The following is a 24,019-nucleotide window of genomic DNA, read 5'->3' on the forward strand; positions in this document are numbered from 1 at the left end:
CTACACGACGCTCCTCCGATCTCGCCGGCCCCGCCGGCCCCGGCGGTCCCGGTCCGGCCGAGTGCGCCGGCTCCCGCCGACAGCTGGCCGGCACCGGCCCAGGTCGGTACGCCGGCTCCCGCACCGCAGGCCAGCGCGCCGCCGGCCGAGGCGCCGGCCGCGCAGGGGACGGTCGACGCCGCCGGGATCCGGCGGCTGTGGTCGGACCTGCTCGGTGAGGTGCGCAAGGTCAGCCGCAGCACCGAGGCGATGTTGACCAACGCGAGCGTCCAGTCCGTCGAGGGTGACGTGGTCACCATCGGGCACACGGCCGCCCCGCTGGCCCGCCGGCTCGGCGAGGCCCGCAACGTCGAGGCGATCGCCAAGGCGCTGGAGAGCCTGTTCGGCGGCAAGTTCCAGGTCCGGTGCGTGCACGCCGAGCCCGGGGCGGCCGCCGCGCCGGCCGCCGACAAGCCCAAGGCCGCGCCGACCTTCCAACGCCCGACCCAGCAGGCCCAACCCCAGCAGGCCCCGCCCGAGCCGGCCCCGAGGCAGCAGCGCCAGGAACCCGAGGCGCCGCCGTCCAGGCCGGCCCCGGCCCCGGTGTCCGACGAGCCGCTCCCGCCGGAACCCCCGGAGGACGAGGACTACTACGACGCCGGCCCGGTCCCCGAGCCGCCGCCGGTCAGCAGTCCCGAGGACGACATGGTCAAGCTGCTCACCGACAAGCTCGGCGCCCGCCCGATCGACCGCTGAGCCCGCGGTCACCCGGTCGGGGCTTCAGGCGAGGTAGGCCAGGATTCCGTCGGCGATCGCCGACGCGTAGGCGCGTTGACCGTCCGGGCTGCTGAACGCGCCGGCCTCGGTGGCGTTGCGCATGTTGCCGCACTCCACCAGCACCGCCGGTCTGGTCGACAGGTTCAGCCCGCCGAGGTCGTCGCGCGGGGACAGGCCGGCGTCGCCGATGTAGGTCGAGACCGGGAACCGGGCGCGCAGCGCGTCGCGCATCGACTCGGCCAGGCGCCGGGACGGCTCGCCCTGGGCGGCGTTGAGCGGCGGCGCCGAGTAGGCGACGTGGAAGCCCTTGGCCGAGGGCGAGGTCGAGCCGTCGGCGTGGATCGACACCACCGCGTCGGCCCCCGCCCGGTTGCCGACCGCCGCGCGTTCGTCAACGCACGGGCCGATGCCGTCGTCGGAGGGCCTGGTCAGCCGGACCTCGACGCCGCGCGCGACCAGCAGCTCACGCACCATCGTCGAGACCGCCCAGGTGAAGCGGTGCTCGGGGTAGCCGGCGTCGGTGGCGGTGCCGGTCGTGTTGCACGCCTTGGTCCGTCCCCGCCCGGCCGGCACCCGCCGGTTGATCCGCCCCGGGTTCGCCGCGTTCGCGCCGTTGTGCCCGGGGTCGAGCACCACCACCCGACGTGCGGGAGCCGGCGCGGTGGTGGTGGCCGGGGGAGCGGTCGACACCGGCGACCGGGTGGTCGTGGCCGTCGGCCGGACGGTCGCGGCCGGGGTGGCGCCGCAGGCGGCCAGTGCGAACACCGACGTCACCAGCAGCGCGCGCTTCCACACCGCGCTCACGATGCCACACCCCCGACCCGGCTACGCTGGAGCCGACGTCGACAACCCGAGGAGAGGAGCCGGCGTGCAACCCGGTGGCGTACCAGACATGCAGCAGATCCTGGCCCAGGCGCAGAAGATGCAGGAACAGCTGATGTCGGCCCAGGAGGACCTGGCCAACGCGGAAACCACCGGCTCGGCCGGCGGTGGCCTGGTGACCGCGACCGTCACCGGTGCCGGCGAGCTCAAGTCGCTGACGATCGACCCGAAGGTGGTCGACCCGGACGACGTCGAGACCCTCGCCGACCTGGTCGTGGCCGCCGTGCGGGACGCGTCGACCAGTGCCCAGCAGCTCGCCCAGGAACGGATGGGGCCGCTGGCCGGCGGGCTGGGTGGGCTCGGCCTGCCGGGCATGTGAGGACATGTACGAGGGCCCGGTCCAGGACCTGATCGACGAGCTGGGGCGGCTGCCCGGCGTCGGTCCCAAGAGCGCGCAGCGCATCGCCTTCCACCTGCTCGGCGCCGACCCGGCGGACATCGCCCGGCTCCAGCAGGCGTTGCAGCGGGTGAAGGAAGGTGTCGTGTTCTGCGACATCTGCGGCAACGTCTCCGAGGAGGCGACCTGCCGCATCTGTCGCGACGCGCGCCGCGACGTGAGTGCGGTGTGTGTCGTGGAGGAGCCAAAGGACGTGCTGGCCATCGAGCGGACCAGGGAGTTCCGCGGCCGGTACCACGTGCTCGGCGGTGCGCTGGACCCGCTGTCGGGCATCGGCCCGGACCAGCTGCGGGTGCGTGAGCTGCTGGCGCGGATCTCCGACCAGGAGGTCACCGAGGTCATCCTGGCCACCGACCCGAACACCGAGGGCGAGGCCACCGCCACCTACCTGGTGCGCATGCTGCGGGACTTCCCCGGCCTGACCGTCACCCGCCTGGCGTCGGGCCTGCCGATGGGCGGCGACCTGGAGTTCGCCGACGAGCTGACCCTGGGCCGGGCCATGTCCGGGCGTCGCACGGTGTGATCCTGGGGGAGCCCCGGCTGGGTGGGGTGGCGCTGGTGGCCGTCGACGGGCCCTCCGGGTCCGGGAAGTCGACCTGGGCCGCCGGGTTGGCCGCCCGGCTGGGGGCCCGGCTGATCAGCACCGACGACTTCGCCACCTGGGACGACCCGGTCTCCTGGTGGCCGCGCCTGGTCGAGGGCGTGTTGGAGCCGCTGGCCGCCGGCCGGCCGGGGCGCTACGTGCGCACCGAGTGGACCGCCGGCCGGCCGCACCCCGGCGCGACGGTCACCGTCGAGGTGCCGACGGTCCTCGTCCTGGAAGGTGTCTCGGCCGGCCGCCGCTCGGTGCGACCCCTGCTCTCGGCCCTGGTCTGGTGCGTGGACCCGGACCCGGTGCGCCGCCTGGAGCGGGCGGTGGCCCGCGACGGCGAGCCGGCCAGGAAATCCCTGACGCGCTGGCAGTTGTTCGAGAACGGCTGGTTCGCGGTGGACCGGACCAGGCAACGAGCCGATTACCAGGTGACGACCACCAGCGAAAGTTCGAATAACGGGCATGCGTGACCGAGTTGTGACCAGGCTGCTTTGTTGTGCCGGCACCCCGGCGGGATAAGGTCGCCAACCGAAACGTGAGACACCAACTCTCTGAGGTGCGAAATGGTCCACATCCGCACGGTTCGCCTGGCGGCGCTCGGCATATCAGCCGCGCTGGTCATGACCGCGTGCGCGGAATCCGAGCGTGGCGACGACGACGGTCAGTCAGGCGGCGGCCAAACAGGCGGCACCATGACCTTCGCCACCGAGGGCGCGCCGAAGCTCTTCGACCCCTTCTACGCGACGGACGGCGCGACCTTCCGCACGTCCCAGCAGATCTTCGAGGGGCTGGTCGAGTTCAAGCCGGGCACCGCGGACGCCGAGCCGGGCCTCGCCGAGAAGTGGGAGTCGAGCGAGGACGGCAAGACCTGGACCTTCAACCTCCGCAAGGGCGTGAAGTTCCACGACGGCACCGACTTCAACGCCGAGGCCGTCTGCTTCAACTTCAACCGCTGGTACAACCAGACCGGCGCCGGGCAGAGCCCCGCGGTCACCGGGTACTGGCAGGACAACTTCGGTGGGTTCGCCGACGGCAAGACCCCGTCGCTGTACGAGTCCTGCGCGGCCACCGACGAGAGCACCGTCGAGCTGAAGGTCACCCGCTCGACCTCCAAGCTGCCCGACATCCTGGGCCTGCCGTCCTGGGCGATGCAGAGCCCGGAGGCGCTGCAGAAGTACAAGGCCGACGAGGTCGTGGCGCAGGGCGACTCCTTCGTCTACCCGGAGTACGCCACCGAGCACCCGACCGGCACCGGCCCGTTCAAGTTCTCCAAGTACGACGAGGCCAACGGCACCGTCGAGCTGGTCCGCAACGAGGACTACTGGGGCGAGCCGGCCAAGCTGGACAAGCTGATCTTCCGCGCCATCCCCGACGAGACCGCCCGCAAGCAGGCCCTTGAGGCCGGCGACATCGACGGCTACGACCTGCCGGGTCCCGCCGACTGGGAAGGCCTCAAGTCCGCCGGCCACCAGCTGCTGATCCGCCCGGCGTTCAACATCTTCTACCTGGGCATCGGTCAGAAGAACGTCGCGCAGCTGCGTGACCTGAAGGTCCGCCAGGCCATCGCGCACGCCATCGACCGCGAGGCGCTGGTCAAGCAGCAGCTGCCCGAGGGCGCCGAGGTCGCGGAGAACTTCTACCCCGACACGGTCACCGGCTGGACCGACGAGGTCGAGTCCTACGACTACAACCCGGACAAGGCCAAGCAGCTGCTCACCGAGGCCGGTGCGCAGAACCTGACGGTCAACATCTACTGGCCGACCGAGGTCACCCGTCCGTACATGCCCAGCCCGCGTGACCTGTTCGGCCTGATCCAGGGCAACCTGGAGGCCGTCGGCATCAAGCTGACCGTCGTCAGCAAGCCGTGGAACGGCGGTTACCTGGAGGACGTCGACAGCGGCAAGGCCGACCTGTTCCTGCTCGGCTGGAACGGCGACTACAACACGCCCGACAACTTCGTCGGCAACTTCTTCTCCGACCCGAACAACCGCTTCGGCACCGGCAACTCCCCGTGGGGCGCGACGCTGTCCGACGAGATCAAGGCCGCCGACTCCGAGCCGGACGCGGACAAGCGCGAGCAGATGTACGTCGAGCTGAACAAGAAGCTCAAGTCGGAGTACCTGCCGGCCGTGCCGATCTCGCACTCCCCGCCGGCCCTGGTCGTGACCAAGGACGTGTCGGGTCTGGTCGCGAGCCCGCTCACCGACGAGCGGTTCGACACGGTCAGCATCGCGAGCAGCTGACCCGACCACAGGAACCGACTAGGTGCTTCGCTACACGATTCGGCGGCTGCTGCAACTACTGGTAGTCGTACTGGTGCTGTCGCTGCTGCTGTTCGCGTGGCTGCGCTCGCTCCCAGGAGGGCCGGTCTCGGCCCTCCTGGGGGAGCGCGCCACCGCCGAGACCCGCGAACGGCTCACCGAGGAATTAGGTCTCAACGAGCCGATCTTCGTGCAGTACCTGAAGTTCGTCGGCCGTGCGTTGACCGGCGACTTCGGGGTGTCCACCGGTGTGCAGCCCGGTGACTCGGCGGCCGAGATCTTCGTCCAGCGTTTCCCGGCGACGCTGGAGCTGTCGATCCTCGCGATCGTCATCGCGCTGGCGGTCGGTATCCCGCTGGGCTACCTCGCCGCCCGCCGCCGCGGCGGCATCCTCGACAACCTCAGCGTGGTGAGCTCGCTGATCGGTGTCGCGGTGCCGGTGTTCTTCCTCGCCTTCCTGCTCAAGCAGGTCTTCGCCGTCGACCTCGGCTGGTTCCCGACCGCGGGCAGACAGGCCGGCGGCATCGACGCGACCCGGGTGACCGGGTTCTTCGTGCTCGACGGGCTGCTCACCCAGGAGTGGGACGCCGCCTGGGACGCGCTGCGACATCTGATCCTGCCGGCGATCGCGCTGGCCAGCATCCCGTTCTCGGTGGTTTTCCGGATCACCAGGGCCTCGGTGCTCGACGTGGTGGACGAGGACTACGTCCGCACCGCCGAGTCCAAGGGCCTCACCTCCCCGGTCATCCGCCGCCGGCACGTGATGCGCAACGCCATGCTGCCGGTGGTGACCACCATCGGTTTGCAGACCGGCGCGTTGCTCGCCGGGGCGGTCCTGACCGAGAAGGTGTTCGCCTTCCCCGGGATCGGACAGGCGCTCGCGCTCGGGTTCGAGCGCCGCGACTACCCGGTCCTGTTGTTGCTGATCCTGTGTGCGGCCGGGGTGTTCGTGCTGATCAACCTGCTCGTTGACCTGTCCTACGCGGTGATCGACCCGCGCATCCGGACCAGGGGTGTCCGATGAGCACACGCACCGACAAGATCGACGAACTGAGCGCGCGGGCCGCCGACGACGCCGGGGTCAGCCTGGCGGCGGCCGCGTGGCGCCGGCTGCGCCGCAACCCGGTCTTCCTGGCCGGCGCCGGGATCATCGTGCTGTTCGTGGTGCTGGCGGCGGCCGCGCCGTGGCTCGCGCCGCACGACCCGAGCGTGCCGATGCTCGGCGACCAGGTCGTCAAGGCCCGCAACCAGATCCCCGCGGTCCAGGACGGCCACCCGCTCGGCGGCGACCAGAACGGCCGCGACCTGCTGTCCCGGCTGCTGCTCGGCTCGCAGCAGACGCTGCTGGTCGGCGTGTTCGCCACGCTGATCGGCCTGGGCGGCGGGCTGCTGCTCGGCACGCTGGCCGGCGCCCTGGGCGGCTGGGTCGACACCGTGGTCATGCGCGCGGTCGACGTGATGCTGTCCATCCCCGGCCTGCTGCTGGCGGTGTCCATCGGGGCGCTGTTCGCCCAGCCCAACCAGTACACGGTGATCCTGGCGGTCGCGATCGTGCAGATCCCGATCTTCGCCCGGCTGCTGCGCGGCACGATGCTGGCCCAACGGCACAGCGACCACGTGCTGGCCGCCCGGTCGCTGGGCGTCAAGCAGCGGGCCATCGTGTTCCGGCACATGCTGCCCAACTCGCTCGGCCCGGTGATCGTCCAGGCGACGCTGGTGCTGGCGATCGCGATCATCGAGGCGGCGGCGCTGTCGTTCCTCGGACTCGGCAACCCGGACGACCGGATCCCGGAGTGGGGGCAGATGCTCGGCCAGGCGCAGACCGTCATCGACAGCCATCCGCAGCTGGCGTTCTGGCCGGCTGGCTGCATCATCGTCGTGGCCCTTGGCTTCACGCTGGTCGGCGAGTCGCTGCGCGAGGCCCTCGACCCCAAGAGCCGGCGGTGAGCTGAGATGGCACTGCTCGAGGTACGGGACCTGTCGGTCACCTTCCACCGCCGGGGCGAGAAGTCGACCGTCGCGGTCGACGGCGTCAGCTTCGACGTCGAACCCGGCCAGACGGTCGGGCTGGTCGGCGAGTCCGGCTGCGGCAAGTCGGTCACGTCGCTGGCGATCATGGGCCTGCTGGCCAAACGCGGCGCGACGGTCTCCGGCTCGGCGAAGTTCGACGGCACCGAACTGCTGACGTTGTCGGACAGGCAGATGCGCGACCGGCGCGGACGCGACCTTGGCATGGTGTTCCAGGACCCGCTGTCCTCGCTGAACCCGGTCATCTCGATCGGCCTGCAGGTCACCGAGGTGCTCGAACGCCACCGAGGACTGTCCCGCAAACAGGCCGCCGTCGAGGCCGCCGAACTGCTGGACAAGGTCGGCATCCCCGACCCGAAACGGCGGCTCACGGAGTACCCGCACCAGCTCTCCGGCGGCATGCGCCAACGCGCGCTGATCGCCATCGCGCTGGCCTGCCGCCCCCGGCTGCTGATCGCCGACGAGCCGACGACCGCGCTGGACGTGACCATCCAGGCGCAGATCCTGGCGCTGCTGGCCGAACTGGTCCGCGAGACCGAGACCGCACTGATCATGATCACGCACGACCTGGGCGTGGTCGCCGGGCTGTGCGACGAGGTCAACGTGCTCTACGCGGGCCGGGTCGTCGAACGCTCCGGGCGCCACGACCTGTTCCGGGTGCCCCGCCACCCCTACACCCACGGGCTGCTGGCCTCGATCCCCCGGCTGGACGCGCCCAAGGGCGAACGGCTCTCGCCGATCCGCGGCTCGGTGGCCGACAACATCCCGTGGACCGGCGGCTGCGCGTTCGCGCCCCGCTGCCCGCACGCGGTGGACCGGTGCGTCGAGACGACGCCGGAGATGGTGGTCGACCAGGTGGTCGAGGGTGACCGGTTGCTGCGCTGCCACAACCCGGTCGAGCCGGCCGGCCGTGCCGAGCAGGAGATGCTGTCGTGACAGATGCCCCCAACCTCGTCGAGGTCGACGGCATGAAGGTGCACTTCCCGATCAGGCGCGGGGTGGTGCTGGACAAGACCGTCGGCTACGTCTACGCCGTCGACGGGGTGGACCTGGCGGTCCGGCAGGGCGAGACCTACGGCCTGGTCGGCGAGTCCGGCTGCGGCAAGTCCACGCTCGGCCGGGCGATGCTCAAGCTCACCGAGCCCACCGCCGGCCGGGTGGTGTTCGACGGGGTCGACCTGTCGAAGCTCAAGGGCGAGCCGCTGCGCACCATGCGGCGGCGGATGCAGATGGTGTTCCAGGACCCGATGTCGTCGCTGGACCCCCGGCAGTCGGTCGAGTCGCTGCTGGTCGAAGGCATGCGGGCACACGGGCTGGACAAGGACAAGGCGTCCACGGCGGCGCGGCTGCGGGAACTGCTCTCGGCGGTCGGTCTGCCGAGCACGTCCCTGCGCCGGTACCCGCACGAGTTCTCCGGCGGCCAGCGGCAGCGGATCGGCATCGCCCGCGCGCTGTCGGTGCAACCGGATCTGATCGTGGCCGACGAGCCGGTGTCGGCGCTGGACGTGTCGGTGCAGGCCCAGGTGATCAACCTGCTGGAGGACCTGCAGGCCGAGTTCGGGCTGACGTACCTGGTGATCGCGCACGACCTGGCCGTGGTGCGACACATCTCGGACCGCGTCGGCGTGATGTACCTGGGCGGGCTGGTGGAGGAGGCGTCCTCCGACCAGCTGTACGCGACACCGCTGCACCCGTACACGAAGGCGTTGATGTCGGCGGTTCCGGTGCCGGACCCCGAGGTCGAGGACCTGCGGGAGCGGATCCTGCTGGCCGGGGACCTGCCGTCGCCGGCCAATCCGCCTTCCGGCTGCCGGTTCCACACCCGGTGCCCCTGGCGGCAGGAGACGTTGTGTGACACCGAACGGCCGGAACTGCGGGAGGTTCTGCCGGGACATCGTGTCGCCTGCCACTATGCCGAGGACATTCGGGACGGGCGGATTCGGGCGCACGAGGTGAAGGCCCAGCTGGTGCAGGACGACTGGGATGTGTCGCCTGATTCTTCGTTGGCCGGGCCGGCTTCGGTCACCGAGACTCTTGGGTGATTGTTTGGCTTCGGTTCTGGGTTCTTGAGTTTGTCGCGGGTTTCGGCTGTGGTTCTTCGTCTGCCTTCGCCGCGTCAACAGAGCGAGGCACCAGCCGTCCACAGTTGTCCACAGGCCCCTGCTCGCCGCCGAAAGGCGTCGGTGTTGCGCGGTAGGCTGGAAAACGGGGGGATCCCCACGGCCTTGACCAGGCAAAACCGTGGGAATCGTCGTCGTGGGGCCGGGTGGGGCGACGGTCGTGGTCGTCCGTCGCCGAGGTCAGCGGTGTGCCCTGTTGATCGCGGAGACGACCGCGCGCAGTGACGCGGTGACGATGGAGCTGTGCACACCTACGCCCCACAGGACCCGGTCGGCGATGGTGCACTCCACGTAGGCGGCTGCTCGGGCGTCGTCGCCGGCGGTGAGGGCGTGTTCGGTGTAGTCGAGGACCCGGACGTCGTAGCCGACGGTGGCGAGGGCGTCGACGAAGGCGGCGATGGGGCCGTTGCCGGTGCCGGTGACCTCGTGGCGGTCGCCTTCCACCTCGATGGTGGCGGTGATCTCGTCCTGGCCGGTGCCGTGGGCGGGGTCGGAGCCGGTGATGCGGTGCTCGTGCAGGGTCAGCGGCGCCGAGGCGGTCAGGTACTCGGTGGCGAAGGTGTCCCACATCAGGGTGGGGGAGACCTCGCCGCCTTCGTTGTCCGTGTAGCGCTGGATGACCTGGGAGAACTCGATCTGCAGCCGCCGGGGCAGGTCGAGCTGGTGTTCGGTCTTCATCACGTAGGCGACGCCGCCCTTGCCGGACTGGGAGTTGACCCGGATGACCGCCTCGTACGTGCGGCCGACGTCCTTGGGGTCGATCGGCAGGTACGGGACCTCCCACGGGTGGTCCTCGACCGGGTGGCCGGCGCGGTCGGCCTCGGCGCGCAGCGCGTCGAAGCCCTTGTTGATCGCGTCCTGGTGGCTGCCGGAGAACGCCGTGAACACCAGGTCGCCGCCCCACGGGTGGCGCTCGGGGACCGGCAGTTGGTTGCAGTACTCGACCGTGCGGCGGATCTCGTCGATGTCCGAGAAGTCGATCTGCGGGTCGATGCCCTGGCTGAACAGGTTCATGCCCAGCGTCACCAGGTCGACGTTGCCGGTGCGCTCACCGTTGCCGAACAGGCAGCCCTCGATGCGGTCCGCCCCGGCCTGGTAGCCCAGTTCGGCGGCGGCCACGCCGGTGCCCCGGTCGTTGTGCGGGTGCAGCGACAGCACCACCGCGTCGCGGCGTTCCAGGTTGCGGTGCATCCATTCGATCGAGTCGGCGTAGACGTTCGGGGTGGCCATCTCGACGGTCGCCGGCAGGTTGATGATCACCGGACGGTCGGGGGTGGGGCGCCAGATCTCGGTGATCGCGTTGCACACCTCGGCGGCGTAGGACAGCTCGGTGCCGGTGTAGGACTCCGGGGAGTACTCGAAGCGGAACTCCGTGTCGGGGTGTTTCCCGGCCAGTTCCTGGACCATCTCGGCGGCCGAGGTGGCGATCTTCTTGATGCCTTCGCGTTCCTCGCGGAACACCACCCGCCGTTGCAGGATCGACGTCGAGTTGTAGATGTGCACGATCGCCTTGCGGGCGCCGGCCAGGCACTCGAAGGTCCGTTCGATCAGCTCCGGGCGGCACTGCGAGAGCACCTGGATCGACACGTCGTCGGGGACCGCGCCGTCGGTGATGATCTCGCGGACGAAGTCGTAGTCGGTCTGGGACGCGGCGGGGAAGCCGACCTCGATCTCCTTGTAGCCCATGCGCACCAGCAGGTCGAACATCTTGCGCTTGCGCGCCGGTGACATCGGGTCGATCAGGGCCTGGTTGCCGTCGCGCAGGTCCACCGCGCACCACTGCGGGGCGCGGTCGATGACCCGGTCGGGCCAGGTGCGGTCGGGCAGCGACACCGGCTCGACGAGCTGGCCGAAGGGGCGGTAGCGGTGCACGGGCATGGCCGACCCGCGCTGGGTGTTCCACGCCGGCTGGTCGGCGGGGGCCGGCCGCGACGGCTGGCGCAGGCGGCTGGTGGCATTGCTGCGGTGGACGTCCTGAATGGTCATGGTGGAGTTGCTCCTGCTGGCCGGATACGGATGAGAGCGACCGGCAAGGCTTCGCCCCGCGGCGGGGAGCCGGTCTGGTCAGGCCCCGTCGCGGCAGCGAAGGAGGAGAACACGCGCCACGCCCTGGAGCCTAACCACCGTGTCCAGGAGGGACGACACCAGGGGCGGCGGCGCTACGCCGAACGGACCAGTCAAGTTGCTCCGGGGGGCTGTTTGGTCACCGGGTGCACGGGCACTCCTTTTTCATGACTACACGACGTAGGTGGGCAGTCAGCAACGGTCGGGGCACCGCGGCACGGATCATCACCGGCGTCGGCGCGCTGTTCGCGCTGATCGAGGTCGTCTACATCCTGCTGATCCTCTTCGGTGCGAACCAGGTGAACAGTTTCTTCCAGTTCGTGAAGTCGCTGGCCGAACCGCTGGCGCTGTTCTTCCCCGGCCTGTTCAACCTCGCCAACAACAGTCTGGAGACGTTGCTGAACTACGGTCTGGCGGCCGTGTTCTGGGTCGTGGTGGCCGGTTTCGTCGCCAGGATCGTCAGCTGAGACTGATGAGAACTTGTTCTAGTATGGGCCGGTGACCACCATCCCGGCCGCGCTCGCCGAAGCGGCCGACCGCTTCGGCGAGCGTGAGGCCGTCGTCGACGGGCCGGTGCGGCTGACCTGGACCGAACTGCACGAGCGGGTCCGGGTCGTCGCCACCGGCCTGCGCGGGCTGGGCGCCGAGCGCGGCGACCGGGTCGCGATCTGGGCGCCGAACACCCACCACTGGGTCGCCGCCGCGCTCGCCGTGACCTACCTGGGCGCCGTGCTCGTCCCGGTCAACACCCGGTACACCGCCGCCGAGACGGCCGCCATCCTCACCCGCACCGGGGCGCGTGTGCTGGTCGTGGCCGGCGAGTTCCTCGGCCGCGACCGGCTCGCCGAACTGCGGGCCGCCGGCCACGACGTGCCGGCCACGCTGGTCCTCGGCCCGACGGCCGCCCCGCACACGGCGACGATCGACGACCTCGACCAGCACGTGCCGGCGGCCCCGGTGGCCGTGGACCCCGACGACGTCGCCGACATCCTGTTCACCTCCGGCACCACCGGCGTGAGCAAGGGCGCGATGAGCGCGCACCGCCAGGCGCTGGGCGTCGCGCGCGCCTGGGCCGAGCTGGGCGAGGTGACCGCCGGGGACCGCTACCTGGTGGTCAACCCGTTCTTCCACAGCTTCGGCTACAAGGCGGGCATCCTGGTCTGCCTGCTGACCGGCGCGACGATCGTGCCGCAGGCCGCCTTCGACGTCGACGAGACGCTGCGGCTGGTCGCCGCCGAGAAGATCACCGTGCTGCCCGGCGCGCCGACGATCTACCAGGCCATGATCTTCCGCGCCGCCGTCACGCCGGTGGACCTCTCCTCGCTGCGGCTCGCGGTCACCGGCGCGGCCCTCGTGCCGGCCGTCCTCGTGGACCGGATCCAGGAGGCGCTGGGGTTCGACACCGTGCTCACCGCCTACGGGCTGACCGAGGCGGTGGTGGCGACCATGTGCCGGCCGGGTGACGACGCCGCGACCGTCGCCGCCACCTGCGGGCTCCCGACCGCCGGGTTCGAGCTGCGGATCGCGCCGGACACCGGCGAGGTGCTGCTGCGCGGGCCCAACGTGATGCTCGGCTACCTCGACGACCCGGCCGCCACGGCCGACGCGATCGACCGCGACGGCTGGCTGCACACCGGCGACGTCGGCCGGGTCGACGAGCGCGGCTACCTGACGATCACCGACCGCCTCAAGGACATGTACATCTGCGGCGGTTTCAACGTCTACCCGGCCGAGGTGGAGCAGGTGCTCGCGCGGATGATCCGGATCGCCGACTCGGCCGTGGTCGGCGTGCCGGACGGGCGTCTTGGCGAGGTCGGCAAGGCCTTCGTCGTGCGCCGGCCCGACGTGATCCCGCTGCTGACCGCCGAGGACGTGCTGGAGCACTGCCGGGCCGGGCTGGCGAACTACAAGGTGCCGCGCGCGGTCGAGTTCGTCGACGAGCTGCCGCGCAACCCGTCGGGCAAGGTGCTCAAGCGCCTGTTGCGGTGAGCCCGTCGAAGGTGAGCGTGAGGTACTGGTCGGCGAGCTGGTCGAGGCTGCGCGCGCCGTCCTGGCGGATCCAGCGCACCGAGCCCCAGACCGAGTCGCGCAGGAACCGGTAGGCGATCGCCGGGTCGAGGTCGGCGCGGAACTCGCCGGTCTCGACGCCCTCGCGCAGCGCGGTGATCCACAGGTGGCGGACCTCGTCCTCGGTCGTGGCGAGGTAGCCGAACCGGGGCAGGGTGCGCAGGTGGTTGCGCTCGTTCTGCAGCACGGTGATCGCCGCGCGGTGCCCGGCCATCGACCGGAACGAGGCCCTCACCAGTTCGCGCAGCGTGCGGGCCGGGCCGTGGCCGGCGTCGACGACGGTGCGGTAGGTGGCCAGCAGCTCGTCGAGGTAGCTGGAGAGCAGCTCGTCGAGGATGGTCTCCTTGGAGTCGAAGTGGTGGTAGAGACTGCCGGACAGCACGCCGGCGGCGTCGCCGATGTGGCGGACCGTGGTGGCCCGGTAGCCCTGTTCGGCGAACAGCTCGGCGGCGATCCGCACGAGCGCGTCGCGCCGCTCGGAGGGCTTGCCCTGCTTCGTGACCATCGTCTCCACTTCCTACCCAAGCGCTAGCTTGGTAGCTTAGCAGGATGGCTGAGGCGTACCTCGTCGACGCCGTGCGGACCCCGGTCGGCCGGCGTGGCGGTGCCCTGTCCGGCGTGCACCCCGCCGACCTCGGCGCCCACGTCCTGGCAGCCCTGTTCGACCGCGTCGACCTCGACCCGGCCACCGTCGACGACGTGATCTTCGGCTGTGTGGACACCATCGGCCCGCAGGCCGGTGACGTGGCCCGCACCTGCTGGCTGGCCGCCGGCCTGCCGGCGCAGGTGCCCGGCGTGACCGTCGACCGGCAGTGCGGGTCCTCCCAGCAGGCCGTGCACTTCGCCGCGCAGGCCGTCCTGTCCGGCACGGCCGACGTGGTGGTGGCCGGCGGCGTGCAGAACATGAGCGCCGTCCCGATCTCGGCGGCCATGCTCGCCGGCCGCGAATACGGCTTCGCCGACCCGTTCCGCGGCTCGACCGGCTGGCAGGCCCGCTACGGCGACCAGGAGATCTCCCAGTTCCACGGCGCCGAGGCGATCGCCGAGAAGTGGTCGCTGACCCGCGCGGACATGGAGGAGTTCGCGCTGCGCAGCCATTCCCTGGCGCTGGCGGCCCGCGACCAGCACGCCGCCGAGATCGCCCCGCTGGGCGCGGCGACCACCGACGAGTGCCCCCGCCCCGACACCAGCCTGACGCGCATGGCCGCGCTGGACCCGCTGCTGCCCGGCGGCCGGCTCACCGCCGCCCTGGCCAGCCAGATCGCCGACGGCGCCGCGGCGCTGCTGGTCGTGTCCGACCGGGCCCTGCGCCGCCACGGCCTCACGCCCCGGGCGCGCGTGGCGCACCTGAGCGCCCGGGGCGGCGACCCGGTGATCATGCTGGACGCGCCGATCGAGGCCACCGCGTTCGCCCTCCGCCGCGCCGGACTGTCCATACAGGACATCGAACTGGTCGAGATCAACGAGGCGTTCGCCAGCGTCGTCCTTGCCTGGCAACGAGAAACCGGCGTCGACCCGACCAGGGTCAACGTCACCGGCGGTGCGTTGGCCCTCGGTCATCCGCTGGGCGCGACCGGCGCCAGGCTGATGACCACGCTGCTGGGCAACCTGGAACGCACCGGCGCCCGCTACGGCCTGCAGACCATGTGCGAGGGCGGCGGCCAGGCCAACGTGACCATCCTGGAGCGACTGTGACCGTCGTACTGGTGACCGGCGGCTCCCGGGGCGTCGGCCGGGGCATCGTCGAGGCGTTCGCCGCCACCGGCGCCACCGTCGTGAGCTGCGGGCGCACCCCGTCGGACCTGCCCGGCCACCGCGTGGCCGACGTCCGCGACCCGTCCCAGGTGGACGATCTGGTGGCGGCCGTCCTGGCCGACCACGGCCGGCTGGACGTTCTGGTCAACAACGCCGGCGGCGCCCCACCGGCCGACGCGGCGACCGTCTCCCCGAGGTTCCACGCGAAGATCATCGAGCTGAACCTGGTGGCCCCCCTGCACGTCTCGCAGCGGGCGAACGTCGTGATGCAGAGCCAGGACACCGGCGGCACCATCGTGATGATCGGCAGCGTCGCCGGCGCCCGCCCGTCCCCGACCTACGCCGCCTACGGCGCCGCGAAGGCCGGCCTGGCGAACCTGGCCGCGAGCCTGGCCGTCGAATGGGCCCCGAAGGTGCGGGTGAACACCCTGGTCGTCGGCCCGGTCGGAACCGACGACGCCCCCGGCATCCCGCTGGGCAGACCAGCGACCCCGGCCGACGTGGCATCGGCCTGCCTGTACCTGGCGTCCCCCGCGGCGGCCTACGTCAGCGGCGCCGCCCTCGCCGTCCACGGAGGTGCCCCATGATCTGCGCCGGCCGAGTTGTGGCGATCACCGGCGCCGGCCGGGGAATCGGCCGCGAACACGCCCTCGAGTTCGCCCGGCAGGGCGCGGCCGTCGTCGTCAACGACGTCTCCGGCGCCGGGGAGACCGTCGCCGAGATCACCGCCGCCGGCGGCCGGGCCGTCGCCCACGACCAGGACGTGTCGACGTGGGCGGGCGCCGAGTCGTTGGTGGACAAGGCCCGCACGACGTTCGACGGCCTCGACGTCCTGGTCAACAACGCCGGCATCCTGCGCGACCGCATGCTCGTCGGCACGTCGGAGCGGGAGTGGGACGAGGTGGTCCAGGTCCACCTCAGAGCCCACTTCCTCACGATGCGGATCGCCGGCGACCACTGGCGCACCCAGTCGAAATCCGGCGAACCCGTGACCGCGCGGGTGATCAACACGACCTCCGGCGCGGGCCTGTTCGGCAGCGTCGGCCAAGCCAGCTACACGGCGGCGAAAGCCGGCATCGTCGGCCTCACCCTGGTCGGCGCGGCCGAGCTGGGCCGCTACGGCGTGACCGTCAACGCCATAGCCCCCGTCGCCCGAACCCGACTGACCGAAGGCCTGTTCCCCGGCCTGCCGGAAGCCCGGGACGTCGCGCCCCTGGTGGTCTGGCTGGGAAGCAGCGCGTCGGGGGCGGTCACCGGCCGGGTGTTCGAGGTCGCCGGCGACCGGATCACGGTGATCGCCGGCCACACCCGGGGCCCCAGCACCGACGGCTACCAGAACGCCGTCGGCCCAGCCGTCGAGTCCCTCCTCGCGGCCGCCCCACCCGAAGTACCGGTCTACGGAACCTGACCGGCCTGCGGACCACACGGGAAATCGTGGCCGCCCGCATCCGCGCCACCGACTTCGACCGGACAACAGCCCAGCCCAACAACTCCCGAGAACGACGACCAAAAACCCGTCCGTGAACTCCACCAAACAAACCAGAAAAACGCGCTCTCGCTCAACACGCCCAAGGAAGGCAACCCCACCCTCCGGGGGCACCCCTCAGCGCCATTCTATCCCGGTGGTGGGGGGTGGAGCGGGGGTCGTGGGTGGGGTGTGGACAACTCGGGGTGCGGTTGGTGGTGGGCCGACCCCGGTGGTGGACGACCTTGTCAGAAAGCCGGTCGGCCCCATTCCGACAGGGCGATGTCCGCGAGCGGGAGTCGGGAACGGGGTGACAGTTCCTTCCTGCGCCGGTCGTCGTCGAGCAGGTCGGGGGAGCCCAGGGCGCCCACCGCGATGACGACCAGTGCCCGCACGTCGTCCGGTAGGGAGAACACCGCTGCTGCCTCGTCCTTGCGGAAGCCGCCCATCTGGTGGGCGACCAGTCCCTCGGCGACCGCCTGTAGCACCAGGTTCTCGGTGGCCAACCCCGCGCCGTACTCCGGCATCGGCAGTGGCCCTTTCTCGTTGCTGGTCACGACGCAGCCCAGGATCAGCACCGGGGCGGCCCGCGCCCACCCCTTGTTCCGGTCCGACAGCAGGTCGAAGATCCGCTGGTGGGTCTGGTCCCCGCGTCGCCCGATCAGGTACCGCGCGGGCTGGGTGTTGCCGTGTGAGGGCGCCCAGCGGGCGGCTTCGAGCATCGCGCGCAGGGCCTGCTCGCTGACCTGGCCGTCGGGGTCCAGGGCGCGGGGGCTCCAGCGCTGACGGATCAGCGGGTGGACCGGCGCACTCGTCTCGGCGTCCTTGTTCATGTCCCTCAGATCGCGTAGTTCCAGGAGGTGATCGAGTACGCGCCGAACCACGAGCTGGCGACGGTCAGCGCGCACAGGGTCAGCACCGCCGTCGACGGGCGGCGTTTGGCCAGGGCCAGGGCCAGGGGGATCAGCAGGGTGAACGCGGGCACCAGCAGCCGCGCCTTCGAGTTCATCAGGCCGTTGGCGCCCAGGTCCATCGCCAGCACCCCGACGGCGTACACCATCAGTGGCCATTCGACCCGCCGCACGAAGCCGATGACCAGCAGTGCGATGGCCACGACGATCAGCGCGACGGTCGTCACCTCGAGGACCGAGCGGGCGTCGGCCAGGGCTTCCAGGCTGAACGTGACCGTCGCGAGACCGCCGTCGAAACCGGTTCCCCAGCCGCGTTCCTGCAGGGTGAACCAGCCGTTCCACTCGCCGGTGCGCACGCCGACCCACGCCAGGTAGCCCAGCAGCCCGACCGGTGCGATCAGGCCACCGACCCACGGGCGCCAGCCGTCGCGGCGGCGCAGTACGGCGACCAGTACGGCCAGGCCGACGGCCAGCAGGACCGCGGCGCCGGTGGAGCGGACCAGGCCGGCCGCCGCGCAGAACACGCCGGCCAGCAGCCACCGCCGTTCGAGTACGCCGACCAGCGCCCACGCCGCCAGCGCGCAGAACATCGCCTCCGAGTACGCCATCGACAGCACCACCGACATCGGTGACGCCGCGAACAGCGCGACCAGGATCAGTCCGGTCCGCCGCGAGCCGCCGTTGATGTGTCGCCCCAGCCTGGCCAGGGCGTACGCGCAGGCCACGCCCGAGGCGATGGTCACGGTGAACGCCGAGGTCACCAGGCCGATCCCGCCGGCGCCGTCGATCGCGGCGAACCAGCGCACGACGGCCGGGTAGCCGGGGAAGAACGCCAGCGGTGTCTCGGCGCTGCGGTTGCCGAACGCGTCGACCAGGCCCTCGGTGACGCCCGAGTACCCGCCTTCGGCGATCGCCAGGAACCACTGGCCGTCCCACGAGCGCAGTGCCTCGGTGACCGAGCGGTCGTTGGCGGCGGCCATCCAGGTCAGCACCAGCAGGCCGAACTCGCGGATGCCGAGGAAGATCATCGCCGGGGCGAGCAGGGTCCAGATCCGCCGCGCGGTCCACGACCGGCCGGGCGGGGTCCGTTCGGTCGTCGGCCCGGCTGTGTGTGCCGGCTCACCCTCCCCCGGGTGAGCACGTGTCACATCCGTCGCGGACACCCCGATCCCTTCCCCATGGCGGACGTCGGCCGCTACAGCCTAGGGCCCGTCCTCGCACGTGGTGGGCGCCACAAGCGCGACCTTATCGATTCGACCCCTCGGTTACGCTCGTGATCGGTCGCTTCGAGGAGGTTTCGGACAGTGGCGCTCGTGGTCCAGAAGTACGGCGGTTCTTCCCTGGAGAGCGCGGACCGGATCAAGCGGGTCGCCGAGCGAATAGTCGCCACCCGCAAGGCGGGCAACGACGTCGTGGTGGTCTGCTCGGCGATGGGGGACACCACCGACGAGCTGCTCGACCTGGCTCAGCGGGTCAACCCGGTGCCGCCGGAACGCGAGATGGACATGCTGCTCACGGCCGGTGAGCGCATCTCGAACTCGCTGGTCGCGATGGCGATCAGCGCGTTGGGCGCCGAGGCGCTGTCGTTCACCGGCTCGCAGGCCGGGGTGATCACCGACTCCACGCACGGCAAGGCGCGGATCATCGACGTCACCCCCGGCCGCGTCCAGCACGCCCTGGACGACGGCTACATCTGCCTGGTCGCCGGTTTCCAGGGCGTCAGCCAGGACACCAAGGACATCACCACGCTGGGTCGCGGCGGATCGGACACCACCGCCGTCGCGCTGGCGGCGGCACTGAACGCGGACGTGTGCGAGATCTACACGGACGTGGACGGTGTCTACACCGCGGACCCACGGATCGTGACCAACGCGCGGCGCCTGGACCGGGTGCCCTACGAGGAGATGCTGGAGATGGCGGCCTCGGGCGCGAAGGTGCTGATGCTGCGCTGCGTCGAGTACGCCCGCCGCTACGGCGTCACGATCCACGTCCGCTCGTCGTACACCAACAAGCCGGGCACCATCGTCACCGGCTCAGTGGAGGATCTTCCCGTGGAACAGGCAATGATCACCGGCGTCGCCCACGACCGGTCGGAGGCGAAGGTCACCGTGACCGGTGTGCCCGACCAGGCCGGTGTGGCGGCCCGGATCTTCCGGGTGGTCGCCGACGCCGAGATCGACATCGACATGGTGCTGCAGAACGTGTCGAGCACGGTCTCCGGCCGCACCGACATCACCTTCACGCTGTCCAAGGACAACGGTCCGACGGCGGTCGCCTCGCTGGAGAAGATCAAGGACGAGTTGGGTTTCACCGCCGTCCTCTACGACGACCACGTCGGCAAGGTGTCACTCGTCGGTGCCGGAATGCGGTCACACCCCGGTGTCACGGCTGCGTTCTGTGAGGCCCTGGCCAAGGCCGGCGTGAACATCGAGATCATCAACACCTCGGAGATCCGGATCTCCGTGCTGATCCGCGACACCGAGCTGGACGACGCGGTCCGTGCCATCCACGCGGCGTTCGACCTCGGCGGCGACGAGGTCGCCACCGTGTACGCGGGGAGTGGTCGCTGATGGCCCCCACGCTCGCCCTCGTCGGCGCCACCGGCGCCGTGGGCTCGGTCATGATCGACATCCTGAACGGCCGCCCGGAGTGGCCGTGGGGCGAGGTGCGGCTGATCGCCTCCCCGCGCTCGGCCGGCCGGAAGCTGACCGTGCGCGGCGAGGAGCTGACCGTCCAGGCCCTGGCCCCCGAGGTCTTCGACGGCGTGGACGTCGCCATGTTCGACGTGCCGGACGAGATCTCCGCGCGGTGGGCGCCGGTCGCGGCCGAACGCGGCGCGGTCGTCGTGGACAACTCCGGCGCGTTCCGGATGGACGACGACGTGCCGCTGGTCGTGCCGGAGTGCAACCTCGACCGGATCGGTGAGCGTCCGCGCGGGATCATCGCCAACCCCAACTGCACGACGTTGTCGATGATGGCCGCGCTCGGCGCGCTGCACCGCGAGTTCGGCCTGCGTGAGCTGGTCGTGGCCTCCTACCAGGCGGTGTCCGGGGCCGGCGTCGCCGGTGTCGAGCGGCTCTACGCCGAGTTGGCGGCCGTGGTCGGCAAGGGTGTCGGCGTGCGGGCGGGCGACGTGCGCGAGGCGCTGGAGGCGGCCGGGCTGCCGCTGGCCGACTCGCCGTTCCCGGCGCCGCTCGCGCTGAACGTGGTGCCCTCGGCCGGCTCCTACAAGGGCGACGGCTGGTACTCCGAGGAGCTGAAGGTCCGCAACGAGTCCCGCAAGATCCTGGGCATCCCGGACCTGAAGGTCTCCGCGACCTGCGTGCGGGTGCCGGTGGTGACCACGCACTCGTTGGCCGTGCACGCCACGTTCGAGCGGCCGGTCACCGTCGAGCAGGCGCGGCGGGTGTTCGACGCCCAGCCGTCGGTGGTGCTGGTGGACGACCCGGAGCGGGGCGTGTTCCCGACCCCGGCGGACGTCGTCGGCGGCGACCCGACCTATGTCGGCCGGATCCGCCAGGCGCTGGACTTCCCGAACACGCTGGACTTCTTCGTGTGCGGGGACAACCTGCGCAAGGGCGCGGCGCTGAACACCTACGAGATCGCGGAGGCGCTGGCCGCCAGGGCGTGATGCACACCTTCGGCCCTGTGTTCGACCGGCCACGTCGGGTTACGGTCGGACAATGGGTCGGGTTGCGTTCACGCTGCGTGCTGTCCTCGGGGCCGTTGCCCTGATCGTGTTGGTTCCTGGAGTGGCGTCGGCCGAGCCACCGTCGGCGTTGCCGGGGAGTGCGACGGCGGCTGACGCCCGCTGGCAGCCGGCGTTCGACTACGACGGCGACGGCTGTTACCCGACACCGGCGATCGGTCCCGACGGCACGCTCAACCCCGGTCTGAAGAACTCCGGCGCGCTCAACGGCAACTGCCACGACCAGTCGGACCTGGACAACACCAACTCCTATGCCCGGTCGAAGTGTGACGCCGGGTGGTGTGCGTACCTGTATGACCTGTACTTCGAGAAGGACCAGGCCGTCCCGCTGATCGACTGCTGCGGCCACCGCCACGACATCGAGCACGTCGTGGTGTGGGTGAACCAGGCGTCCGACAGCGCGGAGCACGTGTCGGTCTCCGCTCACGGCGAGTACCTGACCTACCCCCGGTCGGCGGTCGCCTGGGAGGGGACACACGCGAAGGTCGTCTACCACAAGGACGGCATCAGCACGCACTGCTTCCGGCTGGCCGGCGCGACCGAGCAACCGGAGAACCACTACGGCACCTGGCAGTACCCGGACCTGGTCAGCTGGGACCACTACCCGCCGGGCATCCGCGACATCCTGACCGGCGCGAACTTCGGCAGCGCCAGCCTGGCGATCAAGAACGGCGCGTTCGAGTCCAACCTGGCGAAGGCCAGGCCCGCCGGGATCCCGTTCGACCCGTACGCGTGAGCGGTCAGGCCCTGGCCGCGGCCAGCCAGTCCCGGCTCTGGTCCGCCGAGCCGGGGTAGGTCCGCTCGACGTCGCCGGCCAGGTCGGCGACCGTGGTGGCGGCCAGTTCGCGCCGCCAGGACAGCTCCGCGCGGGACATGGCCGCCGACACGACGCAGCCGTCGAGGTAGTTGCCCTTCGGGTCGCCGAAGGGGGAGCCGCGCAGGATCTCGGTGCACCGGAACGCCGGCTCGGGTCCCTCGATGGCCACGACCACGTCCAGCAGGGTGATCGCCGCCGGTGCGCGGTCGAGCCGGAACCCGCCGCGTGGGCCGGGGGTGGAGGCGACGATGCCGGCTCTGGCCAACGCCTGGAGTTGCTTGTTCAGGTACGGGGCGGGCAGGTCGAAGTAGGCCGCGAGCCTGGCGGCGGGGACCGGCACGTCCATCCAGGACAGGTTGAGGCAGCTGTGCAGTGCCCACTCGACGCCTTCGGCCATGCGCATGTCCTGGACAGTACGTATCCAGGAAATCTGCCGCAACCACTTGTCGGTCAAGTTCTGGATATGTAAGGTCCTGGATATGACGAATCCAGGATTCACTCTCGTCCGGGCCGCCGAGGCCGAGGTCCTGCCGGCCAGCGGCGTGACCCTGCTCGTCGACGCGCCGGACACCGCCGGCGCGCTGACCAGCAACCGGTCCCGCTTCGACATCGGCTCCGCCGGCGCCCCGCCGCACTTCCACGCGGGAGCCGCCGAACTGTTCCTCGTCCTCGATGGATCGCTGGACGTGTTGCTGGACGAGGAGATCGTGACCATCACCGCCCACGACCTGCTCGTCGTGCCGGCGGGGATGCCGCACGCGTTCGCGCCCAGCGCCGGCTGCCGCGCCGACGTGGTGTTCGTGTACACCCCGAGCAAGCCCCGGTTCGACTACTACCGCCTGCTCGAACGCCTCTACACCGGCGACGCCGACCAGCGGGAACTCGTCGAGACCCAGGACCGGTTCGACAACCACTACGTCCAGAGCGCGGTCTGGGCCGCTCGCGCCTGAGGGTTGTGGACAGTGTGGATGGAGCCTGTGGACAACTCCTCAGGCGACCGGCACCGGCTCGACCCGCCGCTGCCGCACGATCAGCGCCGACGCCACCCCGGCGATCAGCACCCCGCCCGTCCCGGCCAGCGCGAACCCCCACACCGGCGACGAGTGGTCCACCACGAAACCGACCAGCGGCGCGCCGGCCGCCGAGCCGAGCGTGAACGCCGAGGACTGAACCCCCATGGCCTCACCGCGTGCGGCGGCCGGCGCCAGCCGGCTCACCTCCTCGGCGGTCGCCGCGATCGCCGGCGCGCACAGCGCCGCCGCCGGCACCAACGCCAACCCCAACAGCCACCACTGCCCGCCGGCCAACCCGATCGGCAGCGTCAGCAGACCCAGCCAGGCCATCAGCGTCACCTGCGTCGGTGCCCGCCGCAGCCCGCCGTAGGCGATGCCGCCGGCCGCCGAGGCCACCGACCACACGATCATCACCAGCCCCGTGTAGGCCAGCTCGTCGTTCTCCCGCAGCTGGGCGACCAGCGCCACCTCGCTGCCCGCCAGGATGAACACCGCGCCGGCGCCGATCAGCAGCACCGCGTACATCCTCGGCGTCAGCCAGCTGCGGCGCGGGATCCGCTCCCCGGTGTCGGCCGCCCGTTCCTCCTCGGTGCGCACCGACGGGTTCGTCACCATCAGCGCGGCCCCCGCGCCGACCAGGCCGATCGCCATCCCCAGCATCGCCACCGTCGACGAGTACTGGGTCACCAGCAGCACCGCCACCGCCGGCCCGACCATGAACGACAGCTCCGCGGAGATCGAGTCCATCGAGTACGCCGTGCGCCGCAGGTCCGGCGGCACCAGCGCGGCGATCGCCTGCCGGCCGATGGAGTTCGCCGGCAGCACCAGCAACCCGCCGAAGAACCCGGCGACCATCAGCAGCGGGAACGGCAGGAACCGGCCGAACAGCCAGAACGCCGCCTCGCCCAGGGTCGTCACCACCAGCACCGGGCGTAAGCCGAACCGGTCGACGACCCGCCCCCACACCGGCGCGCCCAGCGCGATGCCGATCGTGGCGACCGCGCCGACGGTGCCCGCCGCGCCGTAGCCCCGGCCGAGACCGACCGCCACGTGCAACGTCAGCACCATGCCGGCGGCGGTGGCGGGGATCCGCGCGAAGAAGACCAGGATCATCAGCCCGCGCACCCCGGGCAGGGCCAGCGTCTGGCGGTAGAGGCGCATGGCTGGAATTGACCTCCTCCT

At 71.1% G+C, this 24,019-nt stretch carries 24 protein-coding genes and 1 pseudogene; 18 read left to right on the top strand and 7 right to left on the bottom strand.

Annotated elements, in window-relative coordinates:
* Window positions 1-735: pseudogene (locus BLA60_RS44280) on the top strand (DNA polymerase III subunit gamma/tau); the annotation flags it as partial.
* Between the two features lie 24 nt (window positions 736-759).
* On the opposite strand, the gene BLA60_RS25430 reads toward BLA60_RS44280, so the two are convergent.
* Window positions 760-1,560 (bottom strand): N-acetylmuramoyl-L-alanine amidase, encoded by an 801-nt coding sequence (locus BLA60_RS25430; protein WP_154814573.1) that lies wholly within the window; start codon window positions 1,558-1,560, stop codon window positions 760-762.
* 88 nt (window positions 1,561-1,648) lie between these two features.
* Between BLA60_RS25430 and BLA60_RS25435 the strand changes: the two genes are divergently transcribed.
* The 8 genes from BLA60_RS25435 (at window position 1,649) to BLA60_RS25470 (ending at window position 8,958) form a co-directional block, all read left to right on the top strand.
* Complete coding sequence (locus tag BLA60_RS25435; protein WP_245812146.1) at window positions 1,649-1,957, top strand: YbaB/EbfC family nucleoid-associated protein; 309 nt, start codon at window positions 1,649-1,651, stop codon at window positions 1,955-1,957.
* 4 nt (window positions 1,958-1,961) lie between these two features.
* Complete coding sequence (gene recR / locus BLA60_RS25440; protein ID WP_075135527.1) at window positions 1,962-2,558, top strand: recombination mediator RecR; 597 nt, start codon at window positions 1,962-1,964, stop codon at window positions 2,556-2,558.
* The gene (locus BLA60_RS25445) at window positions 2,555-3,097 is read left to right on the top strand and encodes a uridine kinase family protein (protein WP_075135528.1); all 543 of its coding nucleotides are present in this window, start codon (window positions 2,555-2,557) and stop codon (window positions 3,095-3,097) included. The genes recR and BLA60_RS25445 overlap by 4 nt, the downstream gene beginning before the upstream one ends.
* Window positions 3,098-3,190: 93 nt before the next feature.
* Complete coding sequence (locus BLA60_RS25450; RefSeq protein ID WP_075135529.1) at window positions 3,191-4,870, top strand: ABC transporter substrate-binding protein; 1,680 nt, start codon at window positions 3,191-3,193, stop codon at window positions 4,868-4,870.
* A 22-nt stretch (window positions 4,871-4,892) separates the two neighbouring features.
* Window positions 4,893-5,912: an ABC transporter permease gene (locus tag BLA60_RS25455; protein ID WP_075135530.1), complete on the top strand. Its 1,020-nt coding sequence runs from the start codon at window positions 4,893-4,895 to the stop codon at window positions 5,910-5,912.
* Window positions 5,909-6,835: an ABC transporter permease gene (locus BLA60_RS25460; protein WP_075135531.1), complete on the top strand. Its 927-nt coding sequence runs from the start codon at window positions 5,909-5,911 to the stop codon at window positions 6,833-6,835. The genes BLA60_RS25455 and BLA60_RS25460 overlap by 4 nt, the downstream gene beginning before the upstream one ends.
* Before the next feature lie 6 nt (window positions 6,836-6,841).
* Complete coding sequence (locus BLA60_RS25465) at window positions 6,842-7,852, top strand: ABC transporter ATP-binding protein (protein WP_075135532.1); 1,011 nt, start codon at window positions 6,842-6,844, stop codon at window positions 7,850-7,852.
* 32 nt (window positions 7,853-7,884) lie between these two features.
* Window positions 7,885-8,958, top strand: coding sequence for an ABC transporter ATP-binding protein (locus BLA60_RS25470; protein ID WP_075135684.1), 1,074 nt, complete (start codon window positions 7,885-7,887; stop codon window positions 8,956-8,958).
* A 258-nt stretch (window positions 8,959-9,216) separates the two neighbouring features.
* Here the strand turns inward: BLA60_RS25470 and leuA are convergent, their stop codons facing one another.
* Entirely contained in the window at window positions 9,217-11,022 is a 1,806-nt protein-coding gene (gene leuA / locus BLA60_RS25475; protein WP_075135533.1) for a 2-isopropylmalate synthase, read from the bottom strand.
* 245 nt (window positions 11,023-11,267) lie between these two features.
* Here leuA and BLA60_RS25480 point away from each other — a divergent pair, with 245 nt between their 5' ends.
* Together BLA60_RS25480 and BLA60_RS25485 are read left to right on the top strand one after the other, a co-directional pair.
* Window positions 11,268-11,567, top strand: a complete 300-nt coding sequence (locus tag BLA60_RS25480) for a hypothetical protein (protein WP_075135534.1) — start codon at window positions 11,268-11,270, stop codon at window positions 11,565-11,567.
* Between the two features lie 31 nt (window positions 11,568-11,598).
* Window positions 11,599-13,089 (top strand): FadD3 family acyl-CoA ligase, encoded by a 1,491-nt coding sequence (locus BLA60_RS25485; protein ID WP_075135535.1) that lies wholly within the window; start codon window positions 11,599-11,601, stop codon window positions 13,087-13,089.
* On the opposite strand, the gene BLA60_RS25490 is transcribed toward BLA60_RS25485, so the two are convergent.
* Window positions 13,070-13,672, bottom strand: a complete 603-nt coding sequence (locus BLA60_RS25490; RefSeq protein ID WP_075135536.1) for a TetR/AcrR family transcriptional regulator — start codon at window positions 13,670-13,672, stop codon at window positions 13,070-13,072. The genes BLA60_RS25485 and BLA60_RS25490 overlap by 20 nt on opposite strands.
* A 44-nt stretch (window positions 13,673-13,716) precedes the next feature.
* Here BLA60_RS25490 and BLA60_RS25495 point away from each other — a divergent pair, with 44 nt between their 5' ends.
* From BLA60_RS25495 to BLA60_RS25505, 3 genes are read left to right on the top strand one after another with little or no spacing between them, the layout of a single operon-like run.
* Window positions 13,717-14,862, top strand: coding sequence for an acetyl-CoA C-acetyltransferase (locus tag BLA60_RS25495; RefSeq protein WP_075135537.1), 1,146 nt, complete (start codon window positions 13,717-13,719; stop codon window positions 14,860-14,862).
* Window positions 14,859-15,509: an SDR family oxidoreductase gene (locus BLA60_RS25500; RefSeq protein ID WP_075135538.1), complete on the top strand. Its 651-nt coding sequence runs from the start codon at window positions 14,859-14,861 to the stop codon at window positions 15,507-15,509. The genes BLA60_RS25495 and BLA60_RS25500 overlap by 4 nt, the downstream gene beginning before the upstream one ends.
* Window positions 15,506-16,330 carry an SDR family NAD(P)-dependent oxidoreductase gene (locus tag BLA60_RS25505; RefSeq protein WP_075135539.1) on the top strand — a complete coding sequence of 275 codons (825 nt, stop codon included), beginning with the start codon at window positions 15,506-15,508 and terminating at the stop codon, window positions 16,328-16,330. Before BLA60_RS25500 ends, BLA60_RS25505 begins: the two co-directional genes overlap by 4 nt.
* Window positions 16,331-16,635: 305 nt before the next feature.
* Here BLA60_RS25505 and BLA60_RS25510 read toward each other — a convergent pair whose 3' ends face one another.
* Window positions 16,636-17,220, bottom strand: coding sequence for a nitroreductase family protein (locus BLA60_RS25510; protein WP_075135540.1), 585 nt, complete (start codon window positions 17,218-17,220; stop codon window positions 16,636-16,638).
* A gap of 5 nt (window positions 17,221-17,225) precedes the next feature.
* Entirely contained in the window at window positions 17,226-18,446 is a 1,221-nt protein-coding gene (locus tag BLA60_RS25515; RefSeq protein ID WP_245812147.1) for a mannosyltransferase family protein, read from the bottom strand.
* A 156-nt stretch (window positions 18,447-18,602) separates the two neighbouring features.
* Here BLA60_RS25515 and BLA60_RS25520 point away from each other — a divergent pair, with 156 nt between their 5' ends.
* From BLA60_RS25520 to BLA60_RS25530, 3 genes are read left to right on the top strand one after another with little or no spacing between them, the layout of a single operon-like run.
* Complete coding sequence (locus tag BLA60_RS25520; RefSeq protein ID WP_075135542.1) at window positions 18,603-19,868, top strand: aspartate kinase; 1,266 nt, start codon at window positions 18,603-18,605, stop codon at window positions 19,866-19,868.
* Window positions 19,868-20,929: an aspartate-semialdehyde dehydrogenase gene (locus tag BLA60_RS25525; protein ID WP_075135543.1), complete on the top strand. Its 1,062-nt coding sequence runs from the start codon at window positions 19,868-19,870 to the stop codon at window positions 20,927-20,929. The genes BLA60_RS25520 and BLA60_RS25525 overlap by 1 nt, the downstream gene beginning before the upstream one ends.
* Window positions 20,930-20,981: 52 nt before the next feature.
* The gene (locus BLA60_RS25530) at window positions 20,982-21,743 is read left to right on the top strand and encodes an NPP1 family protein (RefSeq protein ID WP_075135544.1); all 762 of its coding nucleotides are present in this window, start codon (window positions 20,982-20,984) and stop codon (window positions 21,741-21,743) included.
* A 4-nt stretch (window positions 21,744-21,747) separates the two neighbouring features.
* Here BLA60_RS25530 and BLA60_RS25535 read toward each other — a convergent pair whose 3' ends face one another.
* Entirely contained in the window at window positions 21,748-22,227 is a 480-nt protein-coding gene (locus BLA60_RS25535) for an RrF2 family transcriptional regulator (RefSeq protein WP_211288845.1), read from the bottom strand.
* Window positions 22,228-22,303: 76 nt separating this feature from the next.
* On the opposite strand from BLA60_RS25535, the gene BLA60_RS25540 reads away from it, so the two are divergent.
* Window positions 22,304-22,774, top strand: a complete 471-nt coding sequence (locus BLA60_RS25540; RefSeq protein WP_075135546.1) for a cupin domain-containing protein — start codon at window positions 22,304-22,306, stop codon at window positions 22,772-22,774.
* 39 nt (window positions 22,775-22,813) lie between these two features.
* On the opposite strand, the gene BLA60_RS25545 is transcribed toward BLA60_RS25540, so the two are convergent.
* Entirely contained in the window at window positions 22,814-23,998 is a 1,185-nt protein-coding gene (locus BLA60_RS25545) for an MFS transporter (protein WP_075135547.1), read from the bottom strand.
* Between the last annotated feature and the right edge of the window lie 21 nt (window positions 23,999-24,019).

Source organism: Actinophytocola xinjiangensis, assembly GCF_001921215.1.
Classification (GTDB): Bacteria; Actinomycetota; Actinomycetes; order Mycobacteriales; family Pseudonocardiaceae; genus Actinophytocola; species Actinophytocola xinjiangensis.

Excerpts from the sequence above, each read along its gene's own strand:
- BLA60_RS25435 (WP_245812146.1), top strand. The coding sequence starts at position 1,649 with ATGCAGCAGATCCTGGCCCAGGCGCAGAAGATGCAGGAACAGCTGATG.
- recR (WP_075135527.1), top strand. The coding sequence starts at position 1,962 with ATGTACGAGGGCCCGGTCCAGGACCTGATCGACGAGCTGGGGCGGCTG.
- BLA60_RS25450 (WP_075135529.1), top strand. The coding sequence starts at position 3,191 with ATGGTCCACATCCGCACGGTTCGCCTGGCGGCGCTCGGCATATCAGCC.
- BLA60_RS25460 (WP_075135531.1), top strand. The coding sequence starts at position 5,909 with ATGAGCACACGCACCGACAAGATCGACGAACTGAGCGCGCGGGCCGCC.
- BLA60_RS25465 (WP_075135532.1), top strand. The coding sequence starts at position 6,842 with ATGGCACTGCTCGAGGTACGGGACCTGTCGGTCACCTTCCACCGCCGG.
- BLA60_RS25470 (WP_075135684.1), top strand. The coding sequence starts at position 7,885 with ATGAAGGTGCACTTCCCGATCAGGCGCGGGGTGGTGCTGGACAAGACC.
- leuA (WP_075135533.1), bottom strand. The coding sequence starts at position 11,022 with ATGACCATTCAGGACGTCCACCGCAGCAATGCCACCAGCCGCCTGCGC.
- BLA60_RS25480 (WP_075135534.1), top strand. The coding sequence starts at position 11,268 with ATGACTACACGACGTAGGTGGGCAGTCAGCAACGGTCGGGGCACCGCG.
- BLA60_RS25490 (WP_075135536.1), bottom strand. The coding sequence starts at position 13,672 with ATGGTCACGAAGCAGGGCAAGCCCTCCGAGCGGCGCGACGCGCTCGTG.
- BLA60_RS25495 (WP_075135537.1), top strand. The coding sequence starts at position 13,717 with ATGGCTGAGGCGTACCTCGTCGACGCCGTGCGGACCCCGGTCGGCCGG.
- BLA60_RS25505 (WP_075135539.1), top strand. The coding sequence starts at position 15,506 with ATGATCTGCGCCGGCCGAGTTGTGGCGATCACCGGCGCCGGCCGGGGA.
- BLA60_RS25510 (WP_075135540.1), bottom strand. The coding sequence starts at position 17,220 with ATGAACAAGGACGCCGAGACGAGTGCGCCGGTCCACCCGCTGATCCGT.
- BLA60_RS25525 (WP_075135543.1), top strand. The coding sequence starts at position 19,868 with ATGGCCCCCACGCTCGCCCTCGTCGGCGCCACCGGCGCCGTGGGCTCG.
- BLA60_RS25530 (WP_075135544.1), top strand. The coding sequence starts at position 20,982 with ATGGGTCGGGTTGCGTTCACGCTGCGTGCTGTCCTCGGGGCCGTTGCC.
- BLA60_RS25535 (WP_211288845.1), bottom strand. The coding sequence starts at position 22,227 with ATGCGCATGGCCGAAGGCGTCGAGTGGGCACTGCACAGCTGCCTCAAC.
- BLA60_RS25540 (WP_075135546.1), top strand. The coding sequence starts at position 22,304 with ATGACGAATCCAGGATTCACTCTCGTCCGGGCCGCCGAGGCCGAGGTC.
- BLA60_RS25545 (WP_075135547.1), bottom strand. The coding sequence starts at position 23,998 with ATGCGCCTCTACCGCCAGACGCTGGCCCTGCCCGGGGTGCGCGGGCTG.